The sequence below is a fragment of the Pseudomonas costantinii genome, from assembly GCF_001870435.1.
GTDB classification, from domain to species: domain Bacteria; phylum Pseudomonadota; class Gammaproteobacteria; order Pseudomonadales; family Pseudomonadaceae; genus Aquipseudomonas; species Aquipseudomonas costantinii.
On record NZ_MDDR01000034.1, the window covers coordinates 484,566 to 508,692 of the forward strand.

20 protein-coding genes are annotated in these 24,127 nt (G+C 62.4%); 9 read left to right on the forward strand and 11 right to left on the reverse strand.

The window, feature by feature from the left end:
* Positions 1–97 precede the first annotated feature (97 nt).
* A complete protein-coding gene (locus tag BFL40_RS17725; protein ID WP_071485195.1) occupies positions 98–949 on the reverse strand; it encodes an SDR family oxidoreductase in 852 nt (283 codons plus the stop codon).
* 189 nt (positions 950–1,138) lie between these two features.
* Here BFL40_RS17725 and exbB point away from each other — a divergent pair, with 189 nt between their 5' ends.
* The 9 genes from exbB to BFL40_RS17770 all read left to right on the forward strand — a co-directional run bounded on the left by exbB (position 1,139) and on the right by BFL40_RS17770 (position 9,759).
* Complete coding sequence (gene exbB, locus BFL40_RS17730) at positions 1,139–2,107, forward strand: tonB-system energizer ExbB (RefSeq protein WP_071485196.1); 969 nt, start codon at positions 1,139–1,141, stop codon at positions 2,105–2,107.
* Between the two features lie 6 nt (positions 2,108–2,113).
* A complete protein-coding gene (exbD, locus tag BFL40_RS17735) occupies positions 2,114–2,539 on the forward strand; it encodes a TonB system transport protein ExbD (protein ID WP_071485197.1) in 426 nt (141 codons plus the stop codon).
* Entirely contained in the window at positions 2,536–3,285 is a 750-nt protein-coding gene (locus tag BFL40_RS17740) for an energy transducer TonB family protein (protein WP_071485198.1), read from the forward strand. The genes exbD and BFL40_RS17740 overlap by 4 nt, the downstream gene beginning before the upstream one ends.
* 169 nt (positions 3,286–3,454) lie before the next feature.
* Positions 3,455–3,790, forward strand: a complete 336-nt coding sequence (locus BFL40_RS17745; protein ID WP_071485199.1) for a cupredoxin domain-containing protein — start codon at positions 3,455–3,457, stop codon at positions 3,788–3,790.
* Positions 3,791–3,793: 3 nt separating this feature from the next.
* Positions 3,794–4,603, forward strand: a complete 810-nt coding sequence (locus tag BFL40_RS17750) for an FTR1 family iron permease (RefSeq protein WP_071485200.1) — start codon at positions 3,794–3,796, stop codon at positions 4,601–4,603.
* A 29-nt stretch (positions 4,604–4,632) separates the two neighbouring features.
* Positions 4,633–5,163 (forward strand): iron transporter, encoded by a 531-nt coding sequence (locus tag BFL40_RS17755; protein WP_071485201.1) that lies wholly within the window; start codon positions 4,633–4,635, stop codon positions 5,161–5,163.
* Between the two features lie 113 nt (positions 5,164–5,276).
* The gene (locus BFL40_RS17760) at positions 5,277–6,197 is read left to right on the forward strand and encodes a hydrogen peroxide-inducible genes activator (RefSeq protein WP_038843507.1); all 921 of its coding nucleotides are present in this window, start codon (positions 5,277–5,279) and stop codon (positions 6,195–6,197) included.
* Between the two features lie 8 nt (positions 6,198–6,205).
* Positions 6,206–8,281: an ATP-dependent DNA helicase RecG gene (gene recG / locus BFL40_RS17765; RefSeq protein ID WP_071485202.1), complete on the forward strand. Its 2,076-nt coding sequence runs from the start codon at positions 6,206–6,208 to the stop codon at positions 8,279–8,281.
* Between the two features lie 77 nt (positions 8,282–8,358).
* Positions 8,359–9,759: an aminoacyl-tRNA deacylase and HDOD domain-containing protein gene (locus tag BFL40_RS17770; RefSeq protein ID WP_071485203.1), complete on the forward strand. Its 1,401-nt coding sequence runs from the start codon at positions 8,359–8,361 to the stop codon at positions 9,757–9,759.
* Between the two features lie 132 nt (positions 9,760–9,891).
* Here BFL40_RS17770 and BFL40_RS17775 read toward each other — a convergent pair whose 3' ends face one another.
* The 10 genes from BFL40_RS17775 to BFL40_RS17820 all read right to left on the reverse strand — a co-directional run bounded on the left by BFL40_RS17775 (position 9,892) and on the right by BFL40_RS17820 (position 24,123).
* Positions 9,892–10,266, reverse strand: coding sequence for a hypothetical protein (locus tag BFL40_RS17775; protein WP_003195530.1), 375 nt, complete (start codon positions 10,264–10,266; stop codon positions 9,892–9,894).
* 124 nt (positions 10,267–10,390) lie between these two features.
* A complete protein-coding gene (tagQ, locus tag BFL40_RS17780; RefSeq protein WP_071485204.1) occupies positions 10,391–11,317 on the reverse strand; it encodes a type VI secretion system-associated lipoprotein TagQ in 927 nt (308 codons plus the stop codon).
* Positions 11,318–11,401: 84 nt separating this feature from the next.
* Positions 11,402–13,114: a formylglycine-generating enzyme family protein gene (locus tag BFL40_RS17785; protein ID WP_071485205.1), complete on the reverse strand. Its 1,713-nt coding sequence runs from the start codon at positions 13,112–13,114 to the stop codon at positions 11,402–11,404.
* A complete protein-coding gene (locus tag BFL40_RS17790) occupies positions 13,107–14,291 on the reverse strand; it encodes an ABC transporter permease family protein (RefSeq protein ID WP_071485206.1) in 1,185 nt (394 codons plus the stop codon). The genes BFL40_RS17785 and BFL40_RS17790 overlap by 8 nt, the downstream gene beginning before the upstream one ends.
* Positions 14,291–14,995: an ABC transporter ATP-binding protein gene (locus BFL40_RS17795; RefSeq protein WP_071485207.1), complete on the reverse strand. Its 705-nt coding sequence runs from the start codon at positions 14,993–14,995 to the stop codon at positions 14,291–14,293. The genes BFL40_RS17790 and BFL40_RS17795 overlap by 1 nt, the downstream gene beginning before the upstream one ends.
* Positions 14,995–17,970, reverse strand: coding sequence for a serine/threonine-protein kinase (locus BFL40_RS17800; RefSeq protein ID WP_071485208.1), 2,976 nt, complete (start codon positions 17,968–17,970; stop codon positions 14,995–14,997). Before BFL40_RS17800 ends, BFL40_RS17795 begins: the two co-directional genes overlap by 1 nt.
* Positions 17,967–18,686: a PP2C family protein-serine/threonine phosphatase gene (locus BFL40_RS17805; protein WP_071485209.1), complete on the reverse strand. Its 720-nt coding sequence runs from the start codon at positions 18,684–18,686 to the stop codon at positions 17,967–17,969. Before BFL40_RS17805 ends, BFL40_RS17800 begins: the two co-directional genes overlap by 4 nt.
* A complete protein-coding gene (tagF, locus tag BFL40_RS17810; RefSeq protein WP_071485210.1) occupies positions 18,687–19,340 on the reverse strand; it encodes a type VI secretion system-associated protein TagF in 654 nt (217 codons plus the stop codon).
* Positions 19,337–22,837 carry a type VI secretion system membrane subunit TssM gene (gene tssM, locus BFL40_RS17815; RefSeq protein ID WP_071485211.1) on the reverse strand — a complete coding sequence of 1,167 codons (3,501 nt, stop codon included), beginning with the start codon at positions 22,835–22,837 and terminating at the stop codon, positions 19,337–19,339. Before tssM ends, tagF begins: the two co-directional genes overlap by 4 nt.
* A complete protein-coding gene (locus BFL40_RS17820; protein ID WP_071485212.1) occupies positions 22,834–24,123 on the reverse strand; it encodes a DotU family type VI secretion system protein in 1,290 nt (429 codons plus the stop codon). Before BFL40_RS17820 ends, tssM begins: the two co-directional genes overlap by 4 nt.
* Positions 24,124–24,127 lie beyond the last annotated feature (4 nt).

Here is a 24,127-nt window from a genome sequence, read left to right on the forward strand (position 1 = left end):
CTGGCTTGCCTGCGATGACGGTGTCACATCAAAAAGAGATGTTGACTGATAAACCGCTATCGCAGGCAAGCCAGCCTCCCACATTTTTGACCGCGCTTCAGCCCTTCAAGATCGCTGCGTACCCTTCGCGATAACTCGGATAGGTCGGCACCCAGCCCAGCGCTTTAGCCCGAGCATTACTGCATTGCTTGCTACCGGCCCGCCGCACACTCGCGTCGTCCGCCCACTCAGTCACGCCCAAGTATTCGCGCAACCAGCCCACAACGTCCGCCAATGGCGCGGGCGCATCGTCGACGCCGATGTAGACCTTGTCCAGCGAACCGCCCTGCTCCACGTGCCGCAGCAAAAAGGCCAGCAAGCCCGCCGCGTCATCCGCGTGAATCCGGTTGCCATATAAAGGCGGATCGATCGCCACGCGATAGCCCTGGCGCACCTGGGTCAATAGCCACTCACGGCCCGGGCCGTAAATCCCGGTCAATCGCACGATGCTCGCCGGGATACCGCTGCTGAGCGCTACTTGCTCGGCTTCCAGCATTACCTGCCCGGAATAGCCTTGCGCTTGGGTGTCGGACGCTTCGTCGACCCACTCGCCATTCTGCTGCCCATACACACTGCTGCTGGACACAAACAGCAAGTGCTTGGGCTCCTGGCCGTAGTCGTTCAGCCACTCCAACACATGCTGCAACCCTTGCACATAAGCCGCGCGGTAACCGGCCTCGTCGTGGTCAGTCGCGGCGGCGCAGTACACCAGGTAATCCACCCCGCCGATTGGCCAAGTGTCAGGGCAATCTTTTTTGAACAGGTCGCCGGCGATGCCGATCACCCCCTTGGGAAGCCGCGAAATATCGCGCCGCAGGCCATGAACCTCCCATTCCGAGGCCAGCAATTGGCTAGCCAGCCGACTACCCACATCGCCGCAACCGGCAATCACAACAGAAGGCGCAGACATCACAAAACTCCATTCTTAAAGGCGCAGATTAGCCGCCGGACATGACCAGCGGCCAGCAAAAGGACAAATTAAGTAACTGTATTACTTTTGTTAACAAGAATTACTTGCAATAATGACCGCCCATTTGTCCTCGGCCCTCCCAGGGTCTGGCAGGACGATCACTCATTTTTCCTCTCAGGTCCGGCCAGCATGACACGTAATACAAACCCCGCTTCGCCAACCAAGCTTCACAGCCCATCCCGCGCTTGGCGTGCGATTGCTGCGATGCTGTTCAGCGTACTGCTGGCGCCGACCGCCGCATTCGCTGATGCCACTGCTCCAACTGCGCCGGTTGCTGCCGAGCACAATGCAGCCACCCCGGCCGCTCCAGCCGCCACCGACCCGGCCCTGGCTGCAAACCCAGCCGCTGCCGATGAGGGCGGTGTCGTTCTGGAAGAAGACAACACCCTGGGCATGGCCCATGACCTGTCGCCGTGGGGCATGTACCAGAACGCTGACGTGGTGGTGAAAGCCGTGATGATCGGCCTGGCCATCGCCTCGATCATTACCTGGACCATCTGGATCGCCAAAGGCTTCGAGCTGCTGGGCGCCAAACGCCGTCTGCGCACTGAAATCGTCCACCTGAAAAAAGCCACCACCCTCAAGGAAGCCAGCGACACCGCGACCAAGAAGGGCACCCTGGCCAACCTGCTGGTACACGACGCGCTGGAAGAAATGCGCCTGTCAGCCAATACCCGCGAAAAAGAAGGCATCAAGGAACGCGTCAGCTTCCGCCTTGAGCGCCTGGTTGCTGCCTGCGGTCGCAACATGAGCAGCGGCACCGGCGTGCTGGCTACCATCGGTTCCACCGCGCCTTTCGTCGGCCTGTTCGGTACCGTTTGGGGCATCATGAACAGCTTTATCGGCATCGCCAAAACCCAGACCACCAACCTCGCCGTCGTTGCCCCAGGCATCGCCGAAGCCCTGCTGGCAACCGCCCTGGGCCTGGTTGCCGCGATTCCTGCGGTGGTGATCTACAACGTCTTCGCCCGTTCGATTGCCGGCTACAAGGCTCAGGTATCGGACGCGTCGGCGGAAGTCCTGCTGCTGGTCAGCCGCGACCTCGATCACCTGCCTACCGAGCGCAGCTCGCAACCGCACATGGTGAAAGTGGGGTAATCGGCCATGGGCCTGCATTTGAATCAAGGCGACGACGAACTCGTCGAGAACCACGAAATCAACGTCACGCCGTTTATCGACGTGATGCTGGTGCTGCTGATCATCTTCATGGTGGCCGCACCGCTGGCCACCGTGGACATCAAGGTCGACCTGCCCGCGTCCAGCGCCAAGCCTGCGCCGCGGCCGGAGAAACCGGTATTCCTCAGCGTCAAGGCAGACCAACGCCTGTTCCTGGGTGAAGAAGAAGTCAAAACCGAAACCCTGGGCCCGGTGCTCGACGCCAAGACCCAAGGCAAGAAAGACACGACGATCTTCTTCCAGGCCGACAAAGGCGTGGACTACGGCGACCTGATGAGTGTGATGGATGCCCTGCGGGCAGCCGGCTACCTCAAGGTAGGCCTGGTCGGACTTGAGACGGCAGCCAAGAAATGATCACGACGCGCCACAAACTGACGCGTTATGGCACCAGCCTCGCCGTCGTGCTGGGCGTGCACGCTGTCGCGATCATCATCGCGCTCCAATGGTCCGCGCCGCGCCCGGTCGTGCTGCCACCGGCCGCCATGGTCATCGACCTGGCGCCGATGCCGGCACCGCCGCCTCCGGCACCGCCCAAGGTGATCACGCCGCCGCAACCGCCTGCACCGGTGGAAGAGTTGCCTTTGCCGAAACTGGCCGAGGCGCCCAAGCCAACGATCCAGGTGCCCAAGCCGGTCAAGCCTAAACCCAAACCCCAGCCGCCCAAGCCTGTGGAGAAGAAGCCCGAGCCGCCCAAGGAGAAACCTTCCGAGGAGCCGCCGAGCGAAACCCCACCGACCAATGCGCCTGCGGAAAAGTCGGCGCAGCCCGTCCCTGGCCCATCGCCACAACAGGTAGCGGCCAAGGCTTCCTGGGAAGGCAGCCTGCTGGCGCACTTGCAGAAGTACAAGAAGTACCCGCCAGGCGCCCAACAAAGTGGCAAGGAAGGCCTGAACCGCTTGCGCTTCGTGGTCGATGGCGAAGGCAATGTGCTGTCCTACGAGTTGGTGGGCCGCTCCGGCAACGCCGACCTGGACCGCGCGACCCTGGACATGATCCGTCGTGCACAGCCACTGCCCAAACCGCCGGCCGACATGTTGAAAGGCGGCAGCATCGAAATCGTCGCACCGTTCGTTTACAACATCGAAAAACGTCGCCGGTAATCCCCACCGTGGGCACCCTTGGGTGCCCACGGCAGTTACGTCCCTTCCCGCTCTCTCCCCGCAACCTGAACCGTGATTGAACAGAACGACAACTGTCTCGATCTTCACTTGTAACATTTTAATACAAAGCCAATTATCCGCGAATCATTCTCATTAGCGGACGTTCGGCATGCCCAACCTCTCCCGCCTGGCTCTCGCCCTACTGACTTTTCCCGTCGCTGCCCATGCGGATCAGTTGGTCACCCTGGTGATTCAGAACCACACCTTTACCCCTTCAAGCTTTGAGGTGCCTGCGGGCGAGCGTTTTCGTATTCAGCTCACCAGCCATGACGAGAGCGTGGACGAATTCGAAAGTTATGACCTGAAGTTCGAAAAAATCATCGTCCCCGGCAACACCATTACGGTCTTTGCCGGCCCCTTGCATCCCGGCACCTACACCTTTTTCGATGACTACCACCCGGACCAGGCCAAAGGCACGGTCACTGCCGTCGCGGCCAAGGAGTAAGCCATGCTGGCGTGCCTGTTGATTGTGTTTCGTGAAGTGCTGGAAGCAGGAATTATCGTGGGTATCGTCATGGCCGCCACCCAAGGCCTGGCCCGCCGCGAACTGTTCATTGGCGGCGGGATCGCTGCCGGGGTACTCGGCGCAGGCATTCTGGCGCTGTTCACCGGAGCAATCACCCAAGCCCTGGAAGGTTTCGGCCAGGAAATTTTCAACGCCGCCATTCTGATCGTGGCGGTGTTCATGCTCGGCTGGCACAACCTGTGGATGGCCAGCCACGGCCGGGAACTAGCGGCTCAACTGCGCAGTGCCGGCAACGCGGTGCTGCGCGGCGAAAAATCCCTCTGGGCGCTGGCGGTGGTCATCACCGTGGCGGTGCTGCGCGAGGGTTCGGAAATCGTGCTGTTCCTCTACGGCATTGCCGCATCGACCCAAACCAGCCCGCTGACGATGCTGGTCGGTGGCGTGCTTGGCATTGTTCTGGGGGCGGCACTGTCCTGGCTGCTGTATCGCGGCCTGGTCGCCATCAGCCTCAAGCGGCTGTTTTCGATCACCGGCTGGATGATCGCCCTGCTTGCCGCCGGAATGGCCGGGCGAGCGGCGGCGATCCTGGCCGGCATCGACTTGATTCCTGCCTGGGGCTACCAGCTCTGGGATACCTCCTGGCTGGTGTCCGACGCCAGCCTCACCGGCAGAGCGCTGCAAGCGCTGGTGGGCTATACCGACCGACCGCTGGGTGTCCAGTTGGTCGCTTGGGTGGTCACGCTTCTGCTCCTGGTGATGGGTAATCGATTGATTCATTCACGCCCGACGTGATCACACTCACCCTGCCTAGGAGCTTCCCCATGAAAAAGCTGTACAAACCGCTGGCCACCGCGCTGGTACTCATCAGCGCGGCAGCCACTTCCACCCTGACCCTGGCCCGCGAATATCCGATCGGCGGACCGGTCCAGGCCAACGACATGGAAATTGCCTCTTCCTATCTCGTGGGGATCGAGATGGCCCCAATGCCGCCTGGAATGGTGATGAGCAAGGATTCGGTACACCTTGAGACCGACGTCCACGCCACAGCCGATAACAAATACGGCCTGTCGAATGGCGAGTGGGTGCCTTACCTGACCATCTCTTACTCCCTGGTCAAGCAAGGCTCACCCAACTACAAGGAAATCGGCACTCTGCTGCCGATGGTCGCCAAAGACGGCGCCCACTATGCCAATAACGTGAAGATGGACGGCCCCGGCACATACACCGTGGTGCTGCGCTACGAAAGCCCACAGATCAAGGGCTTCTTCCACCACGTCGACAAAGAAACCGGCGTACCTGAATGGTGGGCTCCCTTCACTGAAACCTTCACCTTCAAATACCCACAGAACTGAAGCTGGGTTTACGACACCTGATTACCGGGTGTCGTAAACACCACAGTCTCTGATAACGTGCGTCTATCGATTGCAGCCGGTATGCTTGGCCCGCAACCTCATGGACGCCCGCTATGACTCTTACAGAATTACGCTACATCGTGACCCTCGCCCAAGAGCAGCACTTCGGCCACGCGGCCGAGCGTTGCCATGTCAGCCAGCCGACGCTGTCGGTGGGTGTGAAAAAGCTTGAAGACGAACTCGGTGTGCTGATTTTCGAGCGCAGCAAGAGCGCCGTGCGCCTGACTCCGGTCGGCGAAGGCATCGTTGCCCAGGCCCAGAAGGTCCTGGAGCAAGCCCAAAGCATTCGCGAGCTGGCCCAGGCCGGTAAGAACCAGCTGACAGCACCGCTGAAAGTCGGCGCCATCTACACCGTCGGTCCGTACCTGTTCCCGCACCTGATTCCGCAACTGCACCGCGTCGCGCCGCAGATGCCGTTATATATCGAAGAAAACTTCACCCACGTGCTGCGCGACAAACTGCGCAACGGCGAGCTGGACGCGATCATCATCGCCCTGCCGTTCAACGAGGCGGACGTGTTGACCCTGCCGCTCTACGACGAGCCGTTCTATGTGCTGATGCCGGCCTCCCACCCGTGGACGCAAAAAGACACCATCGACGCCGGCCTGCTCAACGACAAAAGCCTGCTGCTGCTCGGCGAAGGCCACTGCTTCCGCGACCAAGTGCTGGAAGCCTGCCCGACCCTGACCAAAGGCAACGACGGCGCCAAGCACACCACCGTGGAATCCAGCTCCCTGGAAACCATTCGCCATATGGTTGCTTCCGGCCTGGGTATTTCGATCCTGCCGTTGTCGGCGGTGGACAGCCATCACTACGCCCCTGGCGTCATCGAAGTGCGCCCACTGACGCCGCCGGTGCCATTCCGTACCGTGGCCATCGCCTGGCGCGCCAGCTTCCCTCGGCCCAAAGCCATTGAGATCCTCGCCGACTCGATCCGCCTGTGCTCGGTGGCCAAGCCGACCGCTGTGAGCTAAGAAACCGTATGACAGAGCTGTCGCAGGTGTCGGTGACGGCGCTCAAGGGTGTCGGTGAGGCCATGGCCGAAAAGCTGGCAAAGGTCGGCCTGGAAAACCTCCAGGATGTACTGTTCCATCTGCCCCTGCGCTATCAGGACCGCACACGCGTGGTGCCCATCGGCCATTTGCGCCCAGGACAGGACGCGGTGATCGAAGGCACCGTCAGCGGCGCCGACGTGGTAATGGGCAAGCGTCGCAGTTTAGTCGTGCGCCTGCAGGACGGCACCGGCGGCCTGAGCCTGCGCTTCTACCATTTCAGCAATGCGCAGAAAGAAGGCCTCAAGCGCGGCACTCGCGTGCGCTGCTACGGTGAGGCGCGGCCTGGCGCATCGGGCCTGGAGATCTACCACCCGGAATACCGCGCCATCACCGGCGACGAGCCGCCGCCGGTGGACACTACCCTCACGCCGATCTACCCGCTGACCGAAGGCCTGACCCAGCAACGCCTGCGCCAACTGTGCATGCAGACGCTGACGATGCTCGGCCCGAAAAGCCTGCCCGACTGGCTGCCCCTGGAGCTGGCCCGGGACTATCAACTGGCACCGCTGGACGATGCGATTCGCTACCTGCACCACCCGCCGGCCGACGCCGATGTCGACGAACTGGCCCTGGGTCATCACTGGGCCCAGCACCGCCTGGCCTTTGAAGAACTGCTGACCCACCAACTGTCGCAGCAACGCCTGCGTGAGAGCATGCGCTCCTTGCGTGCACCGGCGATGCCCAAGGCCACGCGTCTGCCTGCGCAATACCTGGCCAACCTTGGCTTTGCGCCAACGGGTGCCCAGCAGCGTGTCGGCAATGAAATCGCCTATGACCTCAGTCAGAAAGAGCCAATGCTGCGACTGATCCAGGGTGACGTGGGCGCGGGCAAAACCGTGGTCGCCGCCCTCGCTGCCTTGCAAGCCTTGGAAGCCGGTTACCAGGTTGCGCTGATGGCGCCCACCGAGATCCTCGCCGAGCAGCACTTCATCACCTTCAAGCGCTGGCTCGAACCCCTAGGCCTGGAAGTGGCGTGGCTGGCGGGCAAGCTCAAGGGCAAAAACCGCGCAACGGCATTGGAGCAAATCGCCGGTGGCGCACCGATGGTGGTGGGCACCCACGCGTTGTTCCAGGACGAAGTGCAGTTCAAGAACCTCGCCTTGGTGATCATCGACGAACAGCACCGCTTCGGCGTGCAGCAACGCCTGGCCCTGCGCCAGAAAGGCGTGGGCGGGCGCATGAACCCGCACCAGTTGATCATGACCGCCACGCCGATCCCGCGCACCTTGGCCATGAGCGCCTACGCCGACCTCGACACCTCTATCCTCGATGAACTGCCGCCTGGCCGTACCCCGGTCAACACCGTGCTGGTCACCGACACCCGGCGCGTGGAAGTCATCGAGCGTGTGCGCGGCGCTTGCGCCGAAGGCCGTCAGGCTTATTGGGTGTGCACACTGATTGAAGAATCCGAAGAACTGACCTGTCAGGCCGCCGAAACCACTTACGAAGACCTCACCAGTGCCTTGGGCGAACTCAAGGTCGGGCTGATCCACGGTCGCATGAAACCCGCGGAAAAAGCCGCCGTCATGGCCGAGTTCAAGGCTGGCAACCTGCAACTGCTGGTGGCCACCACGGTGATTGAAGTCGGTGTGGACGTGCCCAACGCCAGCCTGATGATCATCGAAAACCCCGAGCGCCTGGGCCTCGCCCAACTGCACCAATTGCGCGGCCGCGTCGGCCGGGGCAGCGCCGCCAGTCATTGCGTGCTGCTCTACCACCCGCCGCTGTCACAGATTGGTCGTCAGCGCCTGGGCATCATGCGCGAAACCAACGACGGGTTTGTCATCGCCGAAAAAGACCTTGAGTTACGCGGCCCCGGCGAAATGCTGGGTACCCGTCAGACCGGCCTGCTGCAGTTCAAGGTCGCCGACCTGATGCGCGATGCAGACCTGTTGCCCGCCGTACGCGATGCTGCGCAGGCGCTTCTTGAACGCTGGCCGGATCACGTCAGCCCATTGCTGGATCGTTGGCTCAGGCACGGGCAGCAATACGGCCAAGTGTGACGCCTGACTCACTTAGTCGACCAACATTTGTATCAAGCTGGTTATACTTCGTTGACTGTAAGAAATTGGATCAGGCCATGTCAGAAGTTGCCCTCGCCACAGCCCCACTGACCGCTCCGCCGGTCATTCGGGCTCTGCTCGCGAAACTCGCCATCAACTACACGGAAGTTGCCGAACAACCTGGCCTGAATCCCGCGCGAAAGGTCCAGGCGGTGCTGCTGGAAGATGCCGTTGGCGCTCTCATGGTGCTGTTCCCCCAGAGCCAGCTGCTTGACCTCAACCGCCTGGCCGAACTGACCGGACGCCGCCTCACGGCCGTGTCGCCGGATCGCATCGAGCGCATGCTGAGCAAACATGACCTGAGCCTGCTGCCGGGCCTGCCTGCATTAACCAGCTCACCGTGCCTGTACGAAGGCAGCCTGCTCAACGAACCCAGCGTGCTGGTGCATTCAGGCGAGGCCGGGTTGCTGCTGGAAATCTCCAGCGGCGACTTCAAGAGCATGCTCACCAAGGCCAGCGCCGGTCACTTCGGCGAACCGCTGAGCAAGATCCGCCCCAACCTCGATCGCCCCAACGATGACCGCGAGGAAATCACCCAGGCGATGCAGGCGTTCACCGCCCGCCGCATCCAACAGCGCCTGGAAGCGACCATCGAGATTCCACCGCTGGCCGACACCGCGCAAAAGATCATCAAGCTGCGCGTCGACCCCAACGCCACCATTGACGACATCACCGGCGTGGTGGAAACCGACCCGGCCCTGGCCGCCCAGGTTGTGAGCTGGGCTGCGTCGCCGTACTACGCGTCGCCAGGCAAAATTCGCTCAGTAGAGGACGCCATCGTGCGCGTGCTGGGCTTTGACCTGGTGATCAACCTGGCGCTGGGTCTGGCCTTGGGCAAAACCCTGAGCCTGCCCAAAGACCACCCGCAACAGTCCACACCGTACTGGCACCAGTCGATCTACACCGCCGCCGTGATCGAAGGCCTGACCCGCGCCATGCCGCGCGCACAGCGCCCGGAAGCAGGCCTGACTTACCTGGCTGGCTTGCTGCACAACTTCGGCTATCTGCTGCTGGCCCATGTGTTTCCACCGCATTTTTCGCTGATCTGCCGGCACCTGGAGGTCAACCCGCACCTGTGCCACAGCTATGTCGAACAGCATTTGCTGGGCATCAGCCGCGAGCAAATCGGTGCCTGGTTGATGCGCTACTGGGACATGCCGGACGAACTGTCCACCGCCCTGCGCTTCCAGCACGACCCGACTTACGACGGTCAATACGCCGAGTACCCGAACCTGGTGTGCCTGGCCGTGCGCCTGCTGCGCAGCCGAGGTATCGGTTCCGGACCGGACGAAGCCATCCCGGATGCGTTGCTTGAGCGCTTGGGGCTGAGCCGCGACAAGGCTGAGGATGTGGTGGGTAAGGTGTTGGATGCCGAAGTGCTGTTGCGCGAGCTGGCTTCGCAGTTCAGCCAAGGGTAATTCCCGTAGCCGCTGTCGAGCCCCAGCGAGGCTGCGTGGGCCGCACCGCTGCTATTGCGTCAAGCACAACACCGAGGTGCGCCCGACGCAGCCTCGCTGGGGCTCGACAGCGGCTACGAGTTGAGTTCAGCCCTACTTCTTTTTCTTCGGCTTCAAGTACTTGGTCAGCCCCTGGAACCAGATCACCAGCGCCGGGTTGCCCTTGATCTGGATCGACTTGTCCTGAATCCCCGTCATAAACGCCAGTTGCTTGTTCTTCGCCTGCATCGTGGCAAAGCCGTAGGCGGCATCTTTAAAGGCAATCGCAAACGCCGGCGCAGGGTGAACACCTGAGCGGCTGGTGATGCGCTGGTCTTTGACGATGAAGTGACGGGCAACCTTGCCGTCGAGGGTCTGCAACTGGAACGCCAGGTCTTTGTCACCCAACTGTTGCTGGAAGGCAGGATTGGTGCGGCTGGCTTTGCCCATCATCAGGCCCAGCACCCACAGAAGAAGACGAAATTTCATGCACACGGCCTCGGTGTATTTATTAAGTGGCCGCAGCAGTGTAACGATTTGCAGGAGGAACGCCACCGATCTCGCGCTTTAGCAGGAGATCGGCTGGCGTTTAACGCTTATAGCAACATGTTACTTAAACGTTAGGGCAAGGCACCGGCGCCCAATCGGCGAGGTTTGGATCGCGGCAGGTGCCTTCGATCTGCGCTTTACCGGCGCTGGCAACCTGCTTGCTTTCAGCTTGCTTGGTCTGCACGGTCTGGATGCTCTTCTCGGTGGTTACCGCTTCTTTCGGCACGGTTGGCAGCACCGGCTTTTTCGCGACTTTCAGCGGCTTCTTGCTCTTATTCGCGGGCACGACTGCAGGTGCCACCTCGGCCTGAGCCACGGTGACCACGTCAGTACGCTGCACGCCCACTTGTTGCAGGTCTTTCTCGTAGGCCTGGGTGTAGTTGTTCAGGTCTTCGCTGGCTTTACCGTTGACCGCGACGATCAGGTCATTGGATTCCTTCAGGCCCGACACGATTTCCGCCAGGCGCTTACGGCCTTCGGTGTCGCTGACGGTCTTGGCCTTGCGGTCATTCACAAGCTGAGTGAATGCGCTCTGGTAGCACTGCTGGGACGCCTTGGCGTACGCGGTGCTGCGGTCGATGTCGGACGCGCTTTTGTTGAAGTCGGTGGAGTAAGACGCGATGCGCTGGTTGTCATCGGTGATCTGCTTCTGACGCTCGGTGTAGTAACCCGCCGCGCCGCCCGCCAGGGCGCCGCCCGCAGCACCGATCGCCGCGTTACGACCACGCTTGTCGGAGTCTCCGGTCAGGGCACCCAGCAATGCACCGCCGGCAGCGCCGATGGCCGCGCCGGTCACAACCGATTTGGTCATGTTCGAATCGGTCGCACGCAAGTGCTGCACCGGCTCGTAGCAGTTGGGGTAGTACTCGACCTTGGTGCTCGACGCGACCTTGGAGGTCGGCGACGTGGCGCAACCGGTCAGCACAGTGCTGAAACCGGCCGCGATCAGCAGCAAGTGACGCTTGGAAACCGCCTTACGGGAAAAAAGCATAGGTGTGTTCTCTTTTAAGTTTGACTTGCCCAGCACGGCCCACCGCCGCCTGAGTCCCTTCCAAGCTCGCCATACAACCAACGATCAAGACCGCTGACCGCTCGCTGCGAGCAATTCCTTCAATATCGTCGCCGGGTCGGCCCGCTGTTGCTTGCGGTAGTCGCCGACATGACGAACGAACAGTGTCGCGCGCGTCACCAGGCTCTTGCCGAGCACTGGCTTGCGATCCAACTCTTCCTTGATCCGTTGAAACTGCGCCTGGATAACCGCATCGGTGTAGCGCGTGCCGGTGGCCAAGTTGTCGATATAGATCGCCACCGCGCCGTCGAGGGCGCTGCGTCCATTGTCGATGGCCGTGGCAAACAGCTGCGCGCTGGCCTCGTCCTTGTTGTCCAAGGCCTGCTGGCGACTCTTCTGCAGGTTGGTCAGGCGGATGTTGTAGTTACTGATGGTCTCGGCTACCAGGGCGGCCGACTGAATCAGGTTGCCCGCCGCTTCTTCACGTTGCTGGGCGATCAGCGAGACGTTGCGCTTGAGCTCTTCGTTGACCAGCCCCAGCTCGGCCTGCAGCTTTGGGTCGACGCTGGTGGCGATGATGCTGTCCAGGCGCTTGGTCGGGTCCTGGGCGTCGTCGATGGCGTCGGTCAGCGAGGCCAGGCGACCTTCTTTCTGCCACTGCGCAAACAGCTCCTTGTAACGCGAACGCGGCGCCGACAACGCGCCAATCGCCACGCGAAAGCCGGTGGTTTCATTGCTTTGCTCGGTGCCATCGGCTGCAAACAGCGGGTACTCGCGGCGCATGCCGGTAAACAGCGTGCCCTCGCCTTCCAGGTAGTTGCCGCCCTTGACCACGAAGCCGCCGTAGGCGCCTTGGCGACGCCCGGCGTGCACCAGTTGGAAAGATTCCTGGACCATTTCCGCCGCGTTACCGATCACGTCGAACATGCCGATCGGGTTGGGCAGCTTAGTGCCGATGGGCATCAGGCGTGCAGCCTGGCCGGTGCCGCCGGCGACTTGGTTGAACACCGCGTAATCCGACAGCGGGCCGTCGCTGTCACTGCCTTCGACACGTCGGGGAAACAGGCGCCCTTCCAGCTCCTGGCGGCTCACCGCCTGGCCGCCGCGCGCGGCGTACTCCCACTCCACTTCAGTGGGCAAGCGCACAAAGCCCAGGCCACCGTCCTCCGCCGAAGAGCCACGACCGCTGACCGGCAGCAAGTCGCGGTGGTATTTCATCAGCCAGGCGCTGTACACCGCCGAGAAGCGCTCGGCTTCAAAGCGCGACAGTTTCACCTTGGGCAAACGCGCGGCCATCCCAGTCGGCGCATCGCACGCCGGGGCCGGCTCGCCGCTGGCCAACGACTGCGCCTGGGACATCACCTGGGCATATTGGCGCGCGGTCACTTCGTACTTGCCGATGAAGTACAGCATCGGCTTGAGCGGGGTTTTGGCGTCGGTCTTCGGCATCAACGGCGCGATGACTTTGTTCCAGTCTTTGGGCAAGTCCTTGAGGGTGAACTGGCCGTTGATAAAGTCGCGGCGGTAACCGGAAATAAACGACTGCTGATAGCCCGCCTCGCCTTCCGCGAACGGGTAGCCAAGGCTGATCTCGCGGTCATCCAGGGTGCCCTGGGCCAACACGTAGGCGTAGCGGAACACCATGTTGCCTTCGCACGGCAACGGCAGGCTCACATCGCCGGGCAACGGTTTGGGGTTGTCGAGTTTGTCGCTCGCCTCGTCGGCCCAGGCCATCGAGGCCAGGCTCAGCGCTACACAGGCGCCCAGTAACTTATACATCTCTGATTCCTTCAGAAGCCTGGATACGCGCCACACGCCAACCACCACAAGCCGCCGCCACGGCGCTGACGCCGAGGATTGCAACCAAGGCCAGGCCGTAGTGACGCGCCAGCAGATGGCTGGCGTACTCGCCGGCCACCTGCACAAATAATTGATTCAAACCCGCCTCGGCCAAGCCATACAGCCCGGCACTGAGTAAGGCGGCGATGCCCGCGCTGTAGAGCGCCTGCACCACCACAAACAGCAACAGCCCGCCGGTGGGAAAGCCCAACAGGCGCAACACCGACAATTCCCGGCGCTTGCGCGCCACAGCGGCCAAGGCCCCGGCGAAGATCGCCGCAAATGCCCCCGCTAAAGCCAGCCCGGCGATGATCCAGAACACGATCGACAGGTTGCGGCTCAACGACTGCACCTGGGCGATGCTCAACGCCTGGGTCGACACCAACACATTCTGCCCGGCGAAATACACCCGCAGCGGTTCCACATCAGTGAGGTTGCGGGCATACAGGCGAAACGCCGGGTACACACGCTGTTCACTCACACCGACCGCTTCACCGTCCCAACCCAACGTCGGCACTGCGCGGCCATCACGGTAATCTTCCGCCGCTTCCAGCAGGCCCAAATCGGCAAACAACCCGTCACGCGCAAAGGCTTCCAACGGCAATACCGCCAACACCTGCAATCGCGTGCGCTGGGCTTCGACGCGCCCTGCTACCTGACGCGCAAAACTGGTTTCCAACCAATCTCCCGGCCTTGCCGCAAGCTTTTCGGCGGCGGTGTGGCTCAGCACAATCTGGTCCAAACCCTTGGGCATCGGCAAACCACTCAGCAACGGGTCACCCGACGCGGTCGGCAGCATCTCCAAGGTCAGCGTGCCGACCTGCGCCGTGGCGGCAATCTGCCGCGTGCGCGGTACTGCAAACGCTACATCGCTACGCAGGCCAAGCTGCTCGATAAATCCACTGCTAAATCGACCACCGCCCAACGGAATAATTTCACGGGTTGTGGGGTCGCTCTCCAAACGTTCGGTCAAACTGTTAACCAGTCCAAACTTCAGGCCGAATAACACCAGCAGCGGCGCGATCACCGCCACTAGCGCCAGTACTGAACACGCCGACAGCCAGGCGTCGTTGCGGTAATCCTGCCAGGCCAGGGACGCCACCAAACCGATGCGCATCAGCACACCTCCCCGAGGGTCGCCGTGACGCCACCGTCGGTGTCGCGACGGCAGCTGATGCGCCGCACCTGCAAGCCACTGGCGCGCGCCAGCGGTTCGTCATGGGTGGCGATCACACAGGCCGCGCGGTATTCGCGGGCCTGGGCCAGCAGTGCCTGCATCACACGCTCAGCGTTAAGCGGATCAAGTGAAGCGGTCGGCTCATCCGCCAATACCAACTGCGGGGCATGGGCCAGGGCGCGGGCACAACTGACACGCTGGCGTTGGCCCACCGACAACGCGGCCGGCTTCTTGGCCAACTGATCGCTGATTTCCAATTGTTCGGCCAGCCGCATCACGCTGCCGTCATCCCTCAAGCCCAGCAGTTGCCGGGACAAGGCGATATTGCTGCGCACATCCAGAAAGCCCAGCAACCCACCGGTTTGCAACACATAACCCAGGTGCTGGCTACGCAACGCGGCCAAGCTGGATTGCTGATCGGCCCGCCACAGGCCCCCGATGTCCTGCTGATTGAATTCAAACTGCCCAACCTGATCCGGCGCCAACACCAGCGCCAACAAATCCAGCAGCGTGCTTTTGCCGCAGCCGCTTGGCCCGACAATCGCCAATTGCTCGCCCGCATGCAGCGCCAGCGCCGGAATCACCAGGCTATAGCGCTGGCTTCCGACGCCCCGGCTCTTGTGCACCGCGCTCAGGTTCAGCATTACGGCAGCGTCGACAACGGCACGCGGTACAACGCATCACCCGGTTCGGCATCGCCGAAACGGACCCAGTTCGCCACGTCATTGTGGAAGGTTTCATAGAGGCGGATTTTCGAGTCCAGCTCGTCGATAAAATCTTCCTGCTCGGCGACGCTCAACGACAACCACAAATCCTGGGTCATGTTCAGGGACTTGCTGCGGTACGGCAGGCCTTCCAGGTACTCGCCGAGAATACCGCCGTCGGCCAGATTGCCGCCCTTGCGCAAGGCCTGCGGGTCGCGGCTCATATAGGCCGAGGCGCTGGCGATTTCCTGGAAGAAATCCTTGGGAGAGGTCTGGGTTTTGCGCGCGGCATCGACGATCAGTTTCAGCGATTGCTGCAGGTCGTTGAGCTGCAACTTGGTCAGCATCACGCACACCTGGAACGCGGGCAGCGCCGGGTTAGTGAGGTCGCGGTCGGCCGTCCAGGCGCTGACCAATTGCGGCGCCTGGCTCGCGGTTTTGCGGCCAAGGAAGTCCATGTGCATGGCGTAGCCGACCGCCGCGGATTTATCCGCCAGGCTTGGCGCGGCACTCAGCATCGGCACCGGCTGCGGCGTGTTGCTGCGCACCTGATGGACGAGGTTGGCGAACACCGTGCCGATCTCATCGACACGCTCACCCAGCTTGTGCACATCGCCGCCCGGCACCGGCGTGTAGAGGTCGCCGATCTGCGGGTTGGCGTCGGCGGTGAGGATGCGGTACTGGCTTTCGGCGCCGGCGTGGGTCTTCTTGCCCGCGTCGGTGCGCAGGTGCAGGGCGTAGATCTTGATCTGCTTGCCCAACGCGGCCTGGCGCACTTCGGCTTCGTTCATCTGGGTGGTGGCGAACGGATCGTTCTTGCGCAGCGCACCGGCATCGGTGACCAGCAGAATAATGCGCCCGCCGTAGCCGGACCAATCCATGCCGTCCACCGCCTGCATCACCCCGGCAAACGCATCTTCGTTGAAGGAGTGGCTGGACACAGTGGAGGCTTTGACCTGGCGCGCCATATCGAGGAAACGTTGCGGGTCGCGACCTTGGTCCAGGGTGATCAGGGTCTTGGCGACATACTCAAGGCCGGGGGTTTTCTTGATGCTGTTGCGAAAACCCACCAGGCCGAAGCTGACGCTGTCCAACTCGCCGCGCTCGGCAATACGCGCTTGCAGCTCATGCACCACGTCACGGACTTGGTCGATGTAGGGCTGCATCGACACCGTGGTGTCCACCACCAGAACCACAGCGGTACGGAAGGCGTCGGTGCTGGCCGCTGGCGCAACCGACTTGGCGGCGTTGCTGCCCGGGTCGATGGAGGCGACATTCAGCAACTGCACCGGCTGGCCGTTTTCGTCGAAGCTCTCTTTGGAATCGAAAATCGGCAGCAGGTAAAACTGGTTTTGCGGCACCGCGCTGGCGGCCGGCTCCAGGGCCAGGACCTGGCCGTTGTCTTCGCTGTTTTTCTGCGCCTTGGCCAACACGCTCTTGGCGGCGGCAGGATCGGCCAGCAACTTTTCCACCTCGCTGGATTGGCGCAGGAACATCACCGGCGCCCGACCCGAACGCTCGGTGAATTTGAGTACCAGGCTTTGCTTCCAGTCGCTGACTTGGGCTGCGGGCAGCCAACCGTCACTGCGGCCATCGGTGGCGGTGCCGACGCGCACCCAAGGGCTGCCGTCGACGTCTTTGCGTTGGTAAACGTAGAGCACGGAAAACGCCGGCAGGGCCTTGCCTGGGGCGCTGCCCGCATCGCTGGATAGCTTGGCGCCCGGCTTGCTCAGCACGCGCTGGAAAAGGGTTTTCTTACCGGCCATCAGCAAAGGCCGCTGACCGCCGTCCGCATCAGCCACCACCGGTTTCTGCTCGGGCGGCGATGACGTCGGCATCGGTGGTGTTTTAGGCACCACGGCCGCAGGCGGTTTCGCCGGCGCATCGCTGCTCAACCACCAGTAGCTCGCGCCGCCGATGGCCAGTGCAACCGCCACCGCAACAGCCGCCAAGGCCAACACCGGCCCACGGCGCTGTTCGCTGTGCTGCACCGGCGTCACTACCGGTTGGCGTACCGGCTGAGGTTTATCGGTCGGAATCTCAATCGATTCCGGCGTGATGCCCCCCAAATCAAAATTCACCGGAATCGGCAGCCGCCGCACCAACGTGGCTTCCAGCGAATCCACTGGCAGTTGGTCCAACGCCCGCAGCAACGCCGCAGCATCCGGGAAACGCTCCGCCGGGTCCTTGGCCAATAGTTTGCGCAGCACATCCTGATAACGCCCGTGGTGCACCGGCAACTCCGGCAGCGGTTCGGTCAGGTGCGCCAGCGCCGTGGAAAGCGCATCGGTGCCGGTGTAAGGCAGCTTGCCAACCAGCATTTCGTACAGCACTACGCCCAATGCGTAGAGGTCCGCGCGGCCATCAATCTCCTGGCCGCGCGCCTGTTCCGGGCTCATGTAACTCGGCGTACCCACGGCAAAACCGGCCTGGGTGAATTGGGTGCGATCATCCAGCGACTTGGCGATGCCGAAGTCCGACAACACCGCCGTACCGTCGGCGCGGAACAAAATGTTGGCCGGTTTGACGTCACGGTGCACCAGGCCTTGAGCGTGGGCATACCCGAGCGCCGAAGCAATCTGACGGATATACGTCAAGCCCTGTTCCGGTGTCAGGCCGCCAGCGATACGCTCCTTGAGCGTGCCATTGGGCAGGTACTCCATGGCCATGTAATACAGCTCACCGACATTGCCGATGTCATGGATAGTCACCGTGTGCGGGTGCGACAAGCGCGCCAGGGTCTTGCCTTCGCGCAGGAAGCGCTCGCAGAAACTCGGGTCAGCCGCCAACGCCGCGGCCATCACCTTCAACGCTACTTTGCGCTCCAGCGAGCGCTGGGTCGCCAGGTACACGCTGGCCATGGCGCCTTCGCCAATCTCGCCTTCGATGTCATAACCCGGAATCACAATGTTCATGGTGAAACCTTCACAACAATGGCAGTGATGTTGTCCGGCGCGCCCCGGCTAAGCCCCAGGTGCACCAGGCTGCGCACGATTTCATCCGGTGTGTCATGGCTGAGCACTTCACGGATTTCATGATCCTCGACGGTTTTGTTCAGGCCATCGCTGCACAGCAGGTAGCTGTCGCCAGGAGCGATCAGCAGGTCGACCACTGACAGTTCCAACTGGGCCTCCACGCCAATCGCACGGGTAACGATATTGGCGCGTGGGTGCACGCGGGCATCGGCTTCGCTGAGCAGGCCGCTGTCTTGCAGGTCCTGCACGTAGCTGTGATCACGGGAAATGCTCTCCAGCACGCCGCCGCGCAGGCGGTACAAACGACTGTCTCCAGCCCACAAGCACACACCGCGCAAGCCGCGTGCGGCGAACACCACCACGGTGCTGCCCATCATGCTCACGCCACGGTGAGTGGTTTCTTCACGCACGGCTGCGTTGATGCGGATCAGGTCATTGCGCAGCGCAGCCGAGTATTCATCAAGAGAACGACCCAGCGGCACACAGCGCAGGCTGTCGACGATCAGGCTGCTGACGTAGTCCCCCGCCGCATGCCCACCCATGCCGTCGGCCACCACCCACAGGCGGTTCTCCGGCAAGTCCAGGCACGCATCTTCATTGACTTGGCGGACCATGCCGACATGGCTTTTGCTCGCGGATTTGAACGTCGACCCCATCTACACCACACCTTCTTGTCCGAGCAAAAACTGCGCAAAATCGCTGACGGCAGGCAAACCCTGACACCGCAATAAACCGGGGGAAATACGTTCAGAACCACGGCCCCACCATAGGCTGGCGCCTTCACAGGCCTGTTCGGCGAGTGCGGTCATTCGAGTGTGAGGCACGGTGGCAGCCACCCGTTGCAAACCTGCAAAACGGCTGTCCACCGCACGCAGCTCACTGGCCGGGATGCCCAGGTTGTCGAGGCCATCGTTGAAACTTTCAAAGGTCGCGCCCGCATCCAGGGTGCTGAGCAACAGCTCTTCAGCCTGCTCGAACCAGGTGTCCGGCCCGCCGACCAGCGACGCGGGATTGGTGTCGTGATCCAGCAACGTGACCACCGCCAGCGGGAAATAGCGCCCTACCCGATCAATGCTCGGCATCACCACGCCCGCCGCTGCGTCCGGCCCGCACACACCTGGCGCCAGCACAAAACGCCACAACGGGCTGACCAAGTACACGTTGAGCCAGCCAGCGCCCAGGCTGTTTTGGCTGGCAAGCAAACCCGCCGCCAGCCAGCTGTCCCACGGGCCGATAAAACTCTGGGGCAAGGCGCGGCTGACAAAGTCACCGCGGCTGGCCAACTTGCCGTAGAAACCCGGCGTGGTCATAACCGCTCCGGCAGACTAAAGCCGCTGAGCACGCGGCTCTTGAACGGGTTGAAGGCGCTGTTGGCACGCAACTCGTAGGCGATACTCGCGCCATCGACCCGCAGACGCAGGTTGAAACGGTCCGGCGAGTTACCCGCGGTCAGGTCTGATTGCTCCAACAAGCGGAACCAGGCCCACGGGCCGTCCAGGGTTACACCCGAGCGGCCGGTGGCCGACGGCGGCATGATGGAAATTCGCACCACGCCAATGCTGCCGGGGTTCGGCCATTGCATCGCCACCGGGCGGCTTGGACCGTGGTCGTAGCTCAATTGCTGGCCGTCGAGGTCGAGCAGGAACTGGGTAATCGTCGCGTCCATCGCCACCGGCTTGAGCTCGAAACGCACGATGGGCTGAGTGCCGCCTGCGCGGAAGAACGCATCACGAATCGCCGCCGCGCGCTGGAAGGTTTGCAGCACGCCCGGCGCAATCCCGAGCTTCTGCGCCGCGCCCGGCTGCCAGCGCCAGGTCGGTGTGGAGGTATCCACATAAGGCTGCAGGTATTTGCGGAAGTAGTTGTCCATCACCCCGCCCACCCCGAAGAACTGACCGAAGTCATCCAGAGTGGCGTCCCGCGCACTGCCCGGCGACATCGGGTAACGCCCGGCCAGTGACTGGCGATACACGTTGACCACTTCGCTGACCCACGCCGCGTTCAGTTGGTTACGTACTCCACCCATCATGGTGTTGGTGGTGGAGTTGACCACCGACTTGACCATACCCTGCACCAGCGGCGGCTGGCGTTCGGCATTCAAACTGACCCGCGTCGCCGCAGCAGACGCCTGGTTCTTCGCCTCGCCGAGCAAGGCGTCGCCACTGGCGCCAACCATGGCGCTGACCTGCACATACAGCGCATTCATGTCCGACAGCAGGCCGTCGATGGCGGCCGGTTCGCCTTCATTCTTGCTGACGATGCTATTGAGTTCGGCAAAGTGCGCGGTCACCGGATCATCCGCCGCCTCCGGCTTGTTGGCCGTCTGTTGCTCCTGGCCGAGCAGGTTGCCCAAACGCTCCTTGAGCTTATCGACCCCCCCTTCCACCGGCACACCTTTGACGGCCAGCTGGCGTTCTTCAGCTTGCAGATCGGTTTCCTTGGCCACCGCCACCAGCAGTTTTTTCAGCGGCGAGGTCGGGCCGGAAATCACCCGCAGCACATCGGCGGCCTGGGCCACGCTGGTGATCGGCACAAAGTCGATATCCGCCAGTAACGCATCCCACTGGCGCTGGTAATCCTGGAAGTACAAGCGGCGCACATCCCCGGCCAGGCTGATCACGTTCTGTTGGTCAGCTTGTTCACGGCCCAATACCCATTGCTCTTCGGCAAGCGTGCCGGTCTGGTTCAGGCTGCTCAGCAGGAACGCCTGGCGATAACCTTTGGCGGTGAAGAAGCCGCTCAACGGCTCACCCAACGGCTTGCCACTTTTGCGGCTGAACACCAGCGCAGCGTCACGCCCGGCGGCCTCGTTGATGCGGAAGTCCGCAATACCTTCGGGCAGTTTCTGGCGCTTGACCCGGTCATAGACGCGCTGGGCCACCGGCAGTTGTTGCAGTTGACGACGCAGGTCATCGATCAGCCGTGGGTCGAGACGCGCACTTGGCGGATGGCGCTCGAACAGCGCCTGCAAGTGCCCGGTCAACGCCTGGCGCTGATCGGCCGGTAGGTCGCGTGGCAGGTTGCGGTCCCAGTCCAGCGCGATCCACGCCTTGATGAAGTCCGGGTCGTAATGCTCGCTGTCGGCGAGCATCAGGTAGGCCTTGAGACCTTCGTAGAGGAAGTCGGAATTACCGCCACCGTGCAACTGCTCTTCGATGCGCGTCACCAGGCGTGGCGCGAACACGGCGATCAACAGCTTGCGGTAGACGCTGGCAGACTCGGCTTCGAGCATATCGCCTTGATACAGCCCCAGGCCTTCGGACCAACTTGGCGAATCACCCGCCAGGTTCTTCACCGCGTTGAGCAACGGCAGCACGGCGAGTACTTCGCGCTGTGCCGGGCTCAGGTTTTGTACGGTCTGGCCCAGCGGCGCAACCTTCTGATCGACCTGCGCGATATACGCCTGGTTGGCGCGGTAACTCACCCACCACAGGCTGCTGACCACCAGCACCACCGCCACGGTGGCCGCGAGCACACCGCGCGCGATCCACTTGCGCCGCCGCTCGACCTTGGGATTCACACCCACCAGCCCGCGCTCGGCAAACGCCACGGCGCTAAAGAGTTTTTCGATGAAGTAACTGCGCCCAGTGCCGCTCTGGCGTGCCAGGTGCTGGCGGTCCAGGTTCATGCTCTGGGCCATCGCACCGATCAAGCGATCGATCGGGCTGCCTTCTTGGGTGCCGCTGGTGAAATACACGCCGCGCAGCAACACGCGCTCTTCAAAGGCATTGGGTTTGAACACGCCTTCGAGGAAGCTTTGCAGGCAATCCTTCAATGCGCCGAACTGCTGGGGGAAGCCGTAGATCAGGTCGCGCCGAGCCGGGTCGCGCTCCTGTTGCAGGCGTTCCACCAGGCGCTCGTTGAGGCGCTGTTCCAGGCCAGCGAATTCGCTTTGCAGATGCGCCAGCGGGCTGTCGCTATTTTTGCCATCGTCCAAGGCAAAGGTCATGCCCCACACCTGGGCGCGGTCTTCCTTACTCAGGTTGTCGAAGAACTCCATGAACCCCGGCACCAGGTCGAGCTTGGTCAACATCAGGTAGATCGGGAAACGCACGCCCAATTGGGTGTACAGCTCCTGGATGCGCAAGCGAATCGCCGCCGCATGGGCCGCGCGTTCCGCATCACTGCCCAGCAGCAAGTCCGAGAGGCTGATAGCAATGAACGCACCGTCGATCGGCCGACGCGAGCGTTGCTTTTTCAGCAGGTCAAGAAAGCCCAGCCACGCGGCTTTATCCACCGTGGAGTTGCTGTCTTGGGTGGTGTAGCGGCCAGCGGTGTCGAGCAATACCGCCTGATCGGTAAACCACCAATCGCAGTTGCGCGTACCGCCGACGCCCCGCACTGCGCCAGCCCCCAACTGTGCGGCCAGCGGAAAATGCAGGCCGGAATTGACCAACGCGGTGGTCTTGCCCGAACCCGGCGGGCCGATGATCACGTACCACGGCAGCTCGTAAAGGTTGCGGCGCTCATCACCACCAAGCTTGGCCTTTTTCAGCAGCGTCAGGGCCTCGTCCATGCGCTGGCGCAGGGTGCTGAGCTCTTCGGCAGTCGCGACGCTGTTGGGGTCAGCCGGGGTTTCTGCGGCCAGACTGCGCATCACTTCAGCAGCTTGGCGTCGGGCCTGGATGATGCGAAACACGCGGTAGGCGATCCACACCGCAAACACCAGGACGATCAGCGCCCAGCGGCGTCCTTCCGGAACCAGCACATCGAGCAACGGCCCAACAAACCAGATGATCAGGCTCAGGGCGATCAGGCCCAGCAACGGGATCACCCAGCGAATCATAAAACTCAAAAACGCCTTCACTCGACGCCCTCCGCCAATACGGTGATTTCAACCCGACGATTACGGGCACGGCCTTCGGCGGTGGCATTGGTGGCCACAGGTGTAGTGTCGCTTCTGCCTTCGGCGCTGAAGCGATCCGCCTGACCGGTCTTGGCCGCCAGGATCTCCAGCACCGACTTGGCCCGCGCTTCGGACAGCGCCCAGTTGGACGGGAAGCGCAGTGTGGCAATCGGACGGTTGTCGCTGTGCCCGGTGACGCGCACCTGGCCCTTGACCTTGCGGATGGCGTCGGCGATGCGCAGCATCAGCGGCTGATAGTCATCGACGATGCTGGAGCTGGCGGACGCGAACAGCTCATCACCACGAATGGTGACGACAGAACGGTCGACCTTATCTTCCACGGCCACGCGACCGGCCTTGATGTCCTCCACAAGGAAGCCCGCCAGACGGGGCCGCTCGATCACTTTCGGTTGCGCCACCGGACGGTCGATGGCCTGCACCGGGATCTCGCCCAAGGCATGAATATTCTTGAACACCGGCTCCGCATCCGACGCCAGCTTCAAACGCAAACCAAACAACAACGCCAGCAACAGCGCCAGGCCGATGGCCACGGCGATCCACGGCGGCATGAATTGCGCCAGGCGATCACGCGCCACCGTCACGCCACGCCAGTGCGGCGACAGCTCACGCTCGTGTTCGCCACGGGCACTTCGAATCGCCGCAGCGGTGCGTTCACGCAACGCTTCCAACTGGCTGCGACCGTCGTTCATCACGCGGTAGCGGCCTTCGAAACCCAGGCACAGGCACAAGTACAACAGCTCCAGCAGGTACAGGCGTTCCCGTGGGCTTTGCAGGCAGTGGTCGAGCAACTGGAAGACCTTTTCGCCGCCCCAGGCTTCGTTGTGCACGGTGATCAACAGGCTCTGTTTGCCCCAATCACTGGTGCTGCCCCACGGCGTACTCAGCACCGCTTCATCGAGTGCTGTGCACAGCGCGTAACGCGCCAGCAGCACTTCGTTGCGCGCTACACCGGCGGCTTCGGCGCGCTCTTCGAACTGGCGCAGATAAGCCAGTAACTGCGCGCGCAGGCTGGCCGGCGCCGGGTGGGCGATGGTGTTGCGCAGGCGTGTCAGCAGAGCCAACAGTGGGCCGGCGGCGCTTTCCAGCGGGTTCAGCCCCTGACTTTTGCCGGTGAGGATCGGTGCAGCCGGCATCGACAGAGGTGCCGGTTCTGCTCGCGCAGATTCCGGCGCGCGGCCACCCGGACGCGGCATGAACTGAGTGCGGTCATCATCATTGGGATGCATCGCG